General features: G+C 72.4%; 10 protein-coding genes. 5 read left to right on the top strand and 5 right to left on the bottom strand.

From position 1 onward, the window contains the following. From B9S58_RS06005 to B9S58_RS05990, 4 genes are all read right to left on the bottom strand, one after another. Positions 1-678: TerD family protein (locus tag B9S58_RS06005; RefSeq protein ID WP_146063466.1), on the bottom strand; the 678-nt coding region annotated here is incomplete at its 3' end. Between the two features lie 197 nt (positions 679-875). Beyond that, complete coding sequence (locus B9S58_RS06000; RefSeq protein WP_073769190.1) at positions 876-1,454, bottom strand: TerD family protein; 579 nt, start codon at positions 1,452-1,454, stop codon at positions 876-878. A gap of 202 nt (positions 1,455-1,656) precedes the next feature. Next, entirely contained in the window at positions 1,657-3,786 is a 2,130-nt protein-coding gene (gene uvrB / locus B9S58_RS05995; RefSeq protein WP_103531089.1) for an excinuclease ABC subunit UvrB, read from the bottom strand. Between the two features lie 39 nt (positions 3,787-3,825). Further along, entirely contained in the window at positions 3,826-4,644 is an 819-nt protein-coding gene (locus tag B9S58_RS05990) for an MHYT domain-containing protein (RefSeq protein WP_103531088.1), read from the bottom strand. A 229-nt stretch (positions 4,645-4,873) separates the two neighbouring features. On the opposite strand from B9S58_RS05990, the gene B9S58_RS05985 reads away from it, so the two are divergent. The 3 genes from B9S58_RS05985 (at position 4,874) to B9S58_RS05975 (ending at position 7,972) form a co-directional block, all read left to right on the top strand. Continuing rightward, complete coding sequence (locus B9S58_RS05985) at positions 4,874-5,749, top strand: glycerophosphodiester phosphodiesterase family protein (RefSeq protein WP_103531087.1); 876 nt, start codon at positions 4,874-4,876, stop codon at positions 5,747-5,749. Positions 5,750-5,824: 75 nt separating this feature from the next. Beyond that, the gene (locus B9S58_RS05980) at positions 5,825-6,382 is read left to right on the top strand and encodes a methylated-DNA--[protein]-cysteine S-methyltransferase (protein ID WP_103531090.1); all 558 of its coding nucleotides are present in this window, start codon (positions 5,825-5,827) and stop codon (positions 6,380-6,382) included. A gap of 306 nt (positions 6,383-6,688) precedes the next feature. After that, positions 6,689-7,972, top strand: coding sequence for an MFS transporter (locus B9S58_RS05975; RefSeq protein ID WP_258044198.1), 1,284 nt, complete (start codon positions 6,689-6,691; stop codon positions 7,970-7,972). Between the two features lie 78 nt (positions 7,973-8,050). Here the strand turns inward: B9S58_RS05975 and B9S58_RS05970 are convergent, their stop codons facing one another. Further along, a complete protein-coding gene (locus B9S58_RS05970) occupies positions 8,051-8,413 on the bottom strand; it encodes a cupin domain-containing protein (RefSeq protein ID WP_103531085.1) in 363 nt (120 codons plus the stop codon). 105 nt (positions 8,414-8,518) lie between these two features. Between B9S58_RS05970 and B9S58_RS05965 the strand changes: the two genes are divergently transcribed. Together B9S58_RS05965 and B9S58_RS05960 are read left to right on the top strand one after the other, a co-directional pair. Continuing rightward, the gene (locus B9S58_RS05965) at positions 8,519-9,454 is read left to right on the top strand and encodes a pseudouridine-5'-phosphate glycosidase (RefSeq protein ID WP_103531084.1); all 936 of its coding nucleotides are present in this window, start codon (positions 8,519-8,521) and stop codon (positions 9,452-9,454) included. Continuing rightward, a partial coding sequence (locus B9S58_RS05960) for a carbohydrate kinase family protein (RefSeq protein ID WP_103531083.1) occupies positions 9,451-10,309 on the top strand: 859 nt, incomplete at its 3' end. The genes B9S58_RS05965 and B9S58_RS05960, both read left to right, overlap by 4 nt.

The raw sequence follows: 10,309 nt of genomic DNA, 5'->3' as shown, positions 1-10,309 counted from the left end.
GTCGGTCAGCGGCTCGGAGGGCTCCGGGGCCGGAGGCGGCGTGGGCGGGCGGTGGTCCGCGGAGCCCGTCGCGTGCCGTACGCGGTCGCCTCCCGGGGTGCGGGTCGGCGGGGACACCGAGCGGGCCAGACCCCGGGTGACGGCCTCCTGGATGGATCCGGCCAGTCCTGCGGACTCGGCCAGGCCCTGGTCGGCGAGCATCTCGGCGAGCCCGCCTGCGTACCCCTGTCCCACGGCTCGGACCTTCCAGGCGTCCTGGCGGCGGTAGAGCTCCAGGGCGCTGACCGCGGACTCGTCGTCCAGGCCGGTGAGCGTGAAGGTGGCGATCTCGGCGCCGTCGAGCCCGGTGACGGCGACGAAGGGTGCGGGGACCGCGCCGAACCGCGCCGGGCCGCCCGCGCCGACGGGAAGCGCGAGCAGCACGGTGACCCGGTGGGCACCGGCGGGCAGGGCCTCCAGATCGACGGCGAGCCGGTGGTCGGCCGCCGCCTGCTGGGAGACTTCGAGCCCGGGGAGCTGGGGCGAGCCGGGGTGGGCGATCCACTCGACGCCGCGCACCGTGCCCCGTTCGTCGCCGAGGGTAGCTCCGGCGACGACAGGTGTGCCCGCCGACACCCGGATCTCCAGACGGGTCTGGGGCAAGGTGTGGTTCTGCCCCCGGACCAGTTCGGCCGTCATTGCCCTGTCCCCCTCGACGATGGCCCGCGCGCCCGTGGGCGCCGTGCCGTGCGGTGCCGCGTTCGTGCTGTGCCGCGCGTGGCTGTGTGCCGTGGCTGTACGTGAGCGCCGTGCGTGGGGCAGCTCCCGGCGGCGGGTGCCGCCGGGAGCTGCCCTGCCCGTTTCCGCGCCAGCCCGTGCCGGGCCGGTCCGGGACCCTACAGGTGCGGGAGGATCGACGGCATCAGGTCCTGGAAGGTGCGGCCGTTGGCCGGGTTCCCGAGGGCCGTCATCTGCCATCCGCCGCCCGCGCGGTGCACCTTCGCCATGATCTGGGCGGTGTACTGGCCGCCACCGTCGAGCGTGTACCGGGCGAGCTCCTGGCCGTTGGTCTCGTCGACGATGCGGCAGAAGGCGTGTCGGACCTCCTGGAACGTCTGCCCGGTGAAGGAGTTCACCGTGAAGACGATCTGGTCGATGTGGACCGGCACGCGCTGGAGGTCGACGAGGATCGCCTCGTCGTCGCCGCCGGAGCCCGCGCCGCCGACCAGGTTGTCACCGGTGTGCTTGACCGAGCCGTCATCGCTGACGAGGTGGCGGAAGAACACCACGTCGACCGGCTGCTTGTCGGCGAAGAGCACCGCCGAGGCGTCCAGGTCGATTTCGCGGGTGCGTGAGCCGAACAGGCCGCGGCGCGGAGCCGCCTGCCAGCCGAGACCCATCCGTACCGCGGTCAGGGTCCCCCCGTCGCTCTTCTGCAGGCTGATGGCCTGACCCTTGGTCATATTGACCGTCACGCGCTGTCCCCTCTCGGCATTGCCCCGCAACCATCCGTGTGCGGTTTCACCGCACCCTACGCATTCCACCCCGGGCGGCAGCAGGCTCGGTCCGTTTTCGTGTCGGTCTTGCAACACACCCGGCGCCGCATGCCCGGTGCCGCGGACATCGGTACCGGACCCGGTGCCGGACTCGGCAGCGGCGCCGGCCGCGGCGCCGGAATCAGGCGAGGCCCGCTTCCTTCATCTGACGCAATTCCTTCTTCAGCTCACCGACCTCGTCGCGCAGCCGGGCGGCCACCTCGAACTGCAGATCCGCGGCGGCGGCCCGCATCCGTTCGGTCATCTCCTCGACGATCCCCGCCAGTTCGGTCGCGGGCCGGTCGCTGAGGACCGCGCCGGGCGAGGCCGCCCTGCCCTTCGTCCCGCCCTTGGCGGCCTTGCCGCCGAGCGTGGGTACCGGCGCCTTGGCCTCCTTGCCCTGCCGGTAGCCGGTACCGAGCAGCTGCTCGGTGTCGACCTCCTCACGGGCGATGGTCGCGACGATGTCGTTGATCTTCTTGCGCAGCGGCTGCGGGTCGAGGCCGCGCTCGGTGTTGTAGGCGATCTGCTTCTCGCGGCGGCGGTTCGTCTCGTCGATCGCCTGCGCCATGGCCGGGGTGATCTTGTCGGCGTACATGTGGACCTGGCCGGACACGTTGCGGGCGGCGCGGCCGATGGTCTGGATGAGCGAGGTACCGGAGCGCAGGAAGCCCTGCTTGTCGGCGTCGAGGATGGCCACGAGGGACACCTCGGGAAGGTCGAGGCCCTCGCGCAGGAGATTGATGCCGACGAGCACGTCGTACTCGCCGGAGCGCAGCTCGCGCAGCAGCTCGATGCGGCGCAGGGTGTCGACGTCGCTGTGCAGGTAGCGGACCTGGATGCCGAGCTCCAGGAAGTAGTCGGTGAGGTCCTCCGACATCTTCTTGGTGAGCGTGGTGACCAGGACCCGCTCGTCGCGCTCGGTCCTCTTGCGGATCTCGTGGACCAGGTCGTCGATCTGACCCTCGGTGGGCTTGACCACGACCTCTGGGTCGACGAGGCCGGTGGGGCGGATGATCTGCTCGACGAACCCGTCGCCACGCGAGAGCTCGTACTTCCCCGGGGTGGCGGAGAGATACACCGTCTGGTCGATCCGCTTCAGGAACTCCTCCCACTTCAGCGGCCGGTTGTCCATGGCGGACGGCAGCCGGAAGCCGTGGTCGACGAGGGTCCGCTTGCGGGAGGCGTCCCCCTCGTACATCGCGCCGATCTGCGGGACCGTGACGTGGGACTCGTCCAGGACGAGGAGGAAGTCGTCCGGGAAGTAGTCGAGGAGGGTGTTGGGGGCGGTGCCGGGCGCACGGTCGTCGAAGTGCATCGAGTAGTTCTCGACGCCGGAGCAGGTGCCGATCTGTCGGAGCATCTCGATGTCGTACGTGGTGCGCATGCGCAGTCGCTGGGCCTCCAGCATCTTGCCCTGCTTGTCCAGCTCGGCCAGGCGCTGCTCCAGCTCCTGCTCGATGCCGCCGACGGCCTTCTCCAAGCGCTCGGGCCCGGCGACATAGTGGCTGGCGGGGAAGACGTGGACCATGGGGTCCTCGCTGATGATCTCGCCGGTCAGCGGGTGGAGCGTGGACAGGGCCTCGATCTCGTCGCCGAACATCTCGATGCGGACGGCGAGCTCCTCGTAGACCGGGAAGATCTCGATGGTGTCGCCCCGGACCCGGAAGGTGCCGCGGGTGAACGCCAGGTCGTTGCGGCTGTACTGCATCTCGACGAAGCGGCGCAGCAGCTGGTCGCGGTCGATCTCCTCGCCGACCTTGAGCCGGACCATGCGGTCCACGTACTCCTGGGGCGTGCCGAGGCCGTAGATGCAGGAGACGGAGGCGACCACAACGACGTCGCGCCGGGTGAGCAGCGAATTCGTCGCCGAATGGCGCAGCCGCTCGACCTCCTCGTTGATGGAGGAGTCCTTCTCGATGTACGTGTCCGACTGCGGGACGTACGCCTCGGGCTGGTAGTAGTCGTAGTACGAGACGAAATACTCCACCGCGTTGTTCGGGAGGAGCTCACGGAACTCGTTGGCCAGTTGGGCGGCGAGGGTCTTGTTCGGCGCCATCACCAGGGTGGGACGCTGCAGCTTCTCGATCATCCAGGCAGTGGTCGCCGACTTACCGGTGCCGGTCGCGCCGAGCAGGACGACGTCCTTCTCATCGGCGCGGATACGCCGTTCCAGCTCGGCGATGGCCGCCGGCTGGTCGCCGCTGGGCTGGTAGGGACTGACGACCTCGAAGGGCGCCACCGAACGTTCGATCTTGGAAACGGGCCGCATGCAACCACCGTACGGCTCACCACTGACAACGGCCCCGGATCAGCGGTACCGGGACCCTCCCGCCCCCTCGCGGGTGGTGCTCCGCGGGCGCCCCCCGACCCGCGGGTCCGGGCGGGGTTCGCCCGTCACCGCCCTCGGGTCGAACATCAGCACCACGGCGGCGATGAGCAGGAAACCGGCGGGGCCGACCAGCATCGGGCCGATCATCTCCGTGGGCCGGTCGCCGGGCAGGTCGGCCGACAGGGTGGACGGCAGATGCAGGTGCACGTCGAGCGCGGCCATGCCGGTGTAGTGCATCCCGGTCACCGCGACGGCCATCAGGATGCTCGCGCCGAAACCGGCGAGGGCTCCCCGGAGGGCGACGGCCGCCCACAGCGCGCCCGTGGCGGCGCACCCGGCGATCAGCACCGAGAGGACGACGAGGGGCGTGTCGTACGCGAACCGCGCGTCCATGCGCATGCCCGCCATGCCGAGATAGTGCATGGAGGCGATACCGAGACCGGTGATGGTGCCGCCCGTGATCAACGCCATGCGGGTCGCGCCCCGGTACCCGACAATGAAGATGCCGATGCCGACCATCACCACGGCCACGGCCAGGCCGGCGAAGGTGAGGGGCTTGTCGTAGGAGATCGGAGACTCCTGGACGGTGAAGCCCGTCATCGCGACGAAGTGCATGGTCCACACCCCGGAGCCGATGGACAGCGAGCCCAGCGCCAGCCAGCCGGCCCCGTGGGAGCGTGCGGTGTGGAGGGACCGGGTGGTGCAGCGGAGCCCGAGGGCGGCTCCCAGCGCGGCCATGAGGAATGCCGCGACCGGAGTCACCAGGCCGTAGGTGAAACCGTCGACTGTTCCCTGCATGCGCACACGCCCTTCGAGAAAGCCCGGGGTCGAGGAGGGTCCCCAAGGGGCGAGTCCCGGCAGGCAGACAAAGAAAGCACATTTTATCGGCACGACGTCGTGCCGGGCCGGCGGTGGTCCCCCGGGACCGAAGGTTCCGTTCATTCCGCGGCCATCGCAGCCCCGCCGGGGGTTGGCGGGCCGCTGTCACTCTCTGCGTATCCGCACACTCCCGACGTGAGGAGTCCCCGTGTTCGTCCGCACCGCAACCGCCTCCACCACGGCCGCCGCCCTGCTCGGCGCCGGCGCCCTGCTGCTTCCCGCCGACCGGCCCGAGGCTCCGGAGCGGCAGACGGCCCCGGTCGTCGTGGCCCACCGGGGGGCATCGGGCTACGCGCCGGAGAACACCCTCGCCGCCGCCGACGCCGCGGACGCCCTCGGCATCGACTGGGTCGAGAACGACGTCCACCGCACCCGCGACGGCGAGCTCGTCGTGCTGCACGACACCAGCCTGAAGCGCACGACGGACGTCGAGCAGGTCTTCCCCGACCGGGCGCCGTGGGCGGTCAAGGACTTCACCGCGGCGGAGCTGGCGAAGCTCGACGCGGGCAGCTGGTTCGGAACGCAGTTCACCGGGGCCGGGGTGCCGACGCTCACCCAGTTCCTGCACCGCCTGGAGCGCAACCGGCAGAAGCTGCTCCTGGAGATCAAGAGCCCGGCGACCTACCCGGGCATCGAGCGGGACATCATCCGGGTACTGGGGCGGTCGGGGTGGCTGGACCGCTCCCACGTACGGAACCGGCTGGTCATCCAGAGCTTCGGCGCCGACAGCGTGCGGAAGGTGCACGCCCTGCGCCCCGACATCACGACCGGCTTCCTGGGCACCCCGGCGGTGGCCGACCTGCCCTCGTACGCGGCGTTCACCGATCAGATCAACCCCTCGTACGCGACGATCGGCGCCGACTACGTGGCGGCCGTCCAGCGGCTCAAGGGCCCGCACGGCAAGCGTCTGCGGGTGAACACGTGGACGGTCAACAAGGCGGCGGACGCGGTGAAGGCCCGCGACTACGGGGTCGACGGCATCATCACCAACTTCCCCGACGTGGTGCGCGACGCGACGAGCTGACGCACCGGGGTCGGTCCCGTCGGTCTGCCGCCGACGGGACCGCCGCTGTCAGTGGCCGGTCGTACCGTGGTCGGCATGAACAACTACGGGACCGGCGGCGAGCCGGCCGTCGAGTGGTCCGTCGTGGACAGCGGCATCGGCCCGCTGCTGCTCGCCGCCACCGGGGCCGGTCTGGTGAGCGTGTCCTTCCACGCCCGCCCCGACATACGGGACGCGATGCTCGACCGGTTGCGGGCCCGGTTCGGCTCGGAGCCGGTGGAGGCGCCCGGCTCGACGCGGCTCGCCGAGCCCATACGCCGGCTCGCGGCGTATTTCGCGGGCGAGCGGCAGGACTTCGACCTCGATCTGGACTGGTCGCTGGCCTCGGGGTTCCACCGTGAGGTGCTCCGCGAGCTGGCGTCCGGGGTGCCCTACGGGACGGTCGTCGGGTACGGAGAGCTGGCCGCGCGGGTCGGCCGGCCGGAGGGAGCGCAGGCGGTGGGGGCGGCCATGGGGGCCAACCCGCTGCCGGTGGTGGTGCCGTGCCACCGGGTGGTGGAGAGCGACGGCGGCCTGGGCGGGTTCGGCGGCGGTACGGAGACCAAGCGGCAGCTGCTGGCGCTGGAGGGGGTCCTGCCGCAGCCGCTGTTCTAGGGCCTGTCGTCGAACTGCCGTCGTCGCCCGAAGGGCGGCCGGCGGCGCATGGTGCGTGCGCGATCGCACGGCGCTGGATGCGTGCGATCGCACGGCGCAGCAATGGTCTCGGACGCGGCCTCCCCCGCTCGAACGGAGCTGAGAGCTCGGGGAAGGAGCTACTGGGGCCTGTCGATCCTGCCGGGCACTCCTGGGAAGCGCCCACGGGGTGCCCGGCATCCCTGGCGAGCGTCCGGCCGGACACCGCCGGGATGCGTTCACCCGCCCGGATGCACGGCGGCGGCCGAGCGGTGGCACACTGCGCCGGTGACGCCACCTCCCTCCCTCCCCCAGTTCACGGCCGCCGGGCTGCCCGCTCTCCAGCGCCGGACGTCGGCCGTGCTCGTCGTCAGCCAGATACTCGGCGGCCTCGGTGTGGCCATCGGCATCGCCCTGGCCCCGATGCTGGCCGCCGAGGTGAGCGGATCCGAGGCGCTGTCCGGGCTCGCGCCGACCGCGTCCGTCGTCGGCACGGCGCTGCTGTCGCTGCCGCTGGCCGCCCTGATGACCTCCCGGGGCCGTCGGTCCGGCCTGGTGCTCGCCTATCTGATCGGTGCGCTGGGCGGTGGTCTGGTGGTCCTCGCCACCGTGCTGCCCAGCTTCCCGCTGCTGCTGCTCGGCATGGCGGCGTTCGGCGCGGGGTCCCTGGCCGGTCTCCAGGCCCGGTTCGCGGCGGCCGACCTGGTGGGGCCGGAGCGACGGGGGCGGGCGATCTCCACCGTCGTCTGGGCCACCACGATCGGCTCGGTGCTGGGGCCCAACATCTCGGCCCCGGCGAGCCGGCTGTTCCGCGGTACGCCGGTGCCCGAGGCGGCCGGGCCGTTTCTGTGCTCGGCCGCCGTGTTCCTGCTCGCCGGGCTCGTCGTGGCGCTCGCGCTGCGCCCGGATCCGCTCCTCACCGCCCGCGCCCTGGCCCCGGAGGGCCTGGCGGGACCGGCGGGACCGCCGAAGCGGCCCCTGCGTGTCGGGATCGATGCGGTGCGGGAGTCGCCGATGGCGCGGCTGGCCCTGGTGACGGTCACCGTGTCGCACACCGCCATGGTGTCGATCATGGTCATGACCCCGGTCGACCTGGGACGGCACGGCGCCGGTCTCCAGCTGATCGGACTCGTCATCAGCGGACACATCGCCGGCATGTACGCGTTCTCCCCGGTGATGGGGTGGCTGGCCGACCGGTTCGGCCGACTGGCCGTGATCGGCCTGGCCGTCGGACTGCTGAGCCTCGCCGCGCTGCTCGCGGGCACCGCCGGGCCCCGGCACGGCCAGACCGCCGTGGGCCTGTTCGTGCTGGGCCTCGGCTGGTCGGCGGGGATGATCGCCGGTTCGGCTCTGCTCACCGACGCGGTGCCGCAGTCCGCCCAGGCGGCGGTGCAGGGGCTGTCGGACCTGACGATGAACGCGGCGGCGGGGGTCGGCGGGGCGGCGGCCGGGGTGATCGTCGCCCAGTGGGGGTACGGCCTCCTGAACGCGATCGGCGCCGCTCTGCTGCTGCCGGTCGCCGCGCTCGCCCTGCGCCGGGACCTGCGGCGGCCGGGAGTGGCGGGCGGCTGACGCGCCGCCGGACCGCGGCCGCATCCACCGCCACCACCGCCACCACCACAGCCGGAATCACAGCAGCGGCAACAGCCGTCAGAGGCTGATGTGGTACGCCTTGCGAAGCGTCTCGTGGACGGTCCAGGTCGTCCGGTCACCCTCGCGCAGGACGCAGGCGTCCCCCGGGCCGATCTCCAGCGTCGCCCCGCCATCGACCGCGACCGTCGCCCGGCCGCTGACGACCACGAACAGCTCGTTCGCCTCGGTGTCGGTGACCACGCCGGGCGTGATCTGCCAGATCCCCCGGATCTGCCGGCCGTCGGCCGATTCCCACAGCACCTTGCCCGTCACCACGGGATCGCCCGAGACGATCTGCGCCGGATCGAGAGGTTCCGGAACGAGCTCGGCGTCCGGGATGTGTACGGCGAAGGAGGCGGGGACCTGGTCGTTTGTCGTCATGGCCGGTCACCTTAGCGACCGCTTCCGGCCACACCGCGGCCAGGACCCACCACAGGACGCCCATCCATGGTTTGCACCCCTCCCGCCCGCGACAGGGATGGGGGCATGCCTCATAACTCACCAGGACCCTACGAGCCGGTGCTTCCGGCGGAGGTACGCACCGCCCTGAGCGCCGGTCTGCCCGTCGTGGCGCTGGAGTCGACGATCATCGCGCACGGCCTGCCGCGCCCCCGCAACCTCTCCGTGGCCCTGGAGCTGGAGGGGCTCGTCCGGTCCGCCGGCGCTGTCCCCGCCACCGTCGCCGTTCTGGACGGGCGGGCCCATGTCGGCCTGAGCGAGGAGCAGTTGGAGCGGGTCGCCGGTGATCCGGCGGTACGCAAGCTGGGGCACCGCGATCTCGCCCCGGCGCTCGCCTCCGGGGCGAGCGGGGCGACGACGGTGTCCGCGACGGCGTTCCTGGCGGCGCGGGCGGGCGTCGGCGTCTTCGCGACGGGCGGTCTCGGCGGCGTGCACCGGGGATGGGCCGACGACCAGGACGAGTCGGCCGATCTGCGGCTGCTCGCCCGCACCGGGATCACCGTGGTCTGCGCGGGAGTGAAGTCGATCCTCGACGTCCCGGCGACCCTCCAGCGGCTGGAGACCCTCGGCGTCGGCATCGTCGGCTACGGCACGGAGCACTTTCCCGGCTTCTACCTGAGCAGCTCCGGCGAACCGGTCGACTGGACGGTGCACAGCCCCGAACAGGTGGTGGAGGTGATCCGGGCGAAGGAGGCGCTGGGCGGCCCGGCGGCCGCGCTGATCGTCGCCAACCCCGTACCGGAAAAGGACCAGTTGGATCCGGCGCTGCACGACCGGGTGCTGGCGGAGGCGCTGGACGCGTGCCGGGAGCGGGGGATCTCGGGGCAGGGCGTCACGCCGTTCCTGCTGGACCAGCTGATGCGGCGGACCGGGGGCGCGTCGCTGGAGGCGAACCTCGCGGCCATACGCGGAAACGTGGCTCTGGCGGCGCGGATCGCCGTCGCGGCGACCCGCGCCCGGTGAACCGCCGGGCGGCGGGCGGTGGGCTGTTGGTGGTGGGTGACGTGGTCACGGACGTGGTGGCGCGGTACGGACCGGCGCTCGCTCACGGCACGGACACCGCGGCCCGGATCCGCACCGTGCCGGGCGGCGCGGGGGCCAACGTCGCCTGTTGGGCGGTGCGTTCGGGCTGCCTGGACGCCCGACTGCTGGCCAGAGTCGGGGCGGAGTCCGCCGACTGGCACTGTCAGGCGCTGGAGCGGGCGGGGGTACGGGCGTTCCTGGCGGTGGACGACGAGCTTCCGACGGCGACCGTCATCGCCCTGGTCGACGCGGCGGCCGAGCGCACGTTCCTGACCGACGGCGGGGCGGTGCTGCGGCTGGCCGCCGAGGACTTCGCGCCGTCGATGCTCGACGGTGTCGGGCGGCTGCATCTCTCCGGCTATCTCCTGTTCGCCGCGACGAGCCGGGCCGCCGCCCTCCTCGCCCTGCGGACCGCCGTGGAGCGGGGCGTTCCGGTGAGCGTGGATCCGGCGTCGGCCGGGTTCCTCGGCGAGCTGGGGTCGAAGCGGTTCCTGGAGTTCGCGGAGGGGGCGGAGCTGCTGCTGCCGAACGCGGACGAGGCCCGGCTCCTCACCGGGCTGCCCGGACCGGAGCCGGCGGCGGCCGAGCTGAGCCGGTGGTTCCCGCGCGTCGTCGTCACCCTGGGCGCGCGGGGAGCCGTGGTGGCCGCCGGGGGCGAGGTCATCGGCCGCGTTCCCGCCCCGCCGGTGCGCGAGCCGGTCGACTCGACGGGGGCGGGCGACGCGTTCAACGGCGGATTCCTCGCGGCCCTGCTGGCCGGGGCGGACGACCTGGCCGCGGCGGCCGAGGGCTGCC

Origin of the sequence: Streptomyces sp. SM11 (genome assembly GCF_002910905.1) — a bacterium.
Taxonomy (GTDB): domain Bacteria; phylum Actinomycetota; class Actinomycetes; order Streptomycetales; family Streptomycetaceae; genus Streptomyces.
The sequence above is the reverse complement of the archived record's forward strand: the minus strand, read 5'-3'. Positions and strand labels throughout refer to the sequence as shown.

What these genes read in the sequence shown, in the direction of transcription:
- B9S58_RS05970 (WP_103531085.1), bottom strand. Translation starts at nt 8,413, where the DNA reads ATGACGACAAACGACCAGGTCCCCGCCTCCTTCGCCGTACACATCCCG.
- uvrB (WP_103531089.1), bottom strand. Translation starts at nt 3,786, where the DNA reads ATGCGGCCCGTTTCCAAGATCGAACGTTCGGTGGCGCCCTTCGAGGTC.
- B9S58_RS05990 (WP_103531088.1), bottom strand. Translation starts at nt 4,644, where the DNA reads ATGCAGGGAACAGTCGACGGTTTCACCTACGGCCTGGTGACTCCGGTC.
- B9S58_RS05980 (WP_103531090.1), top strand. Translation starts at nt 5,825, where the DNA reads ATGAACAACTACGGGACCGGCGGCGAGCCGGCCGTCGAGTGGTCCGTC.
- B9S58_RS05965 (WP_103531084.1), top strand. Translation starts at nt 8,519, where the DNA reads ATGCCTCATAACTCACCAGGACCCTACGAGCCGGTGCTTCCGGCGGAG.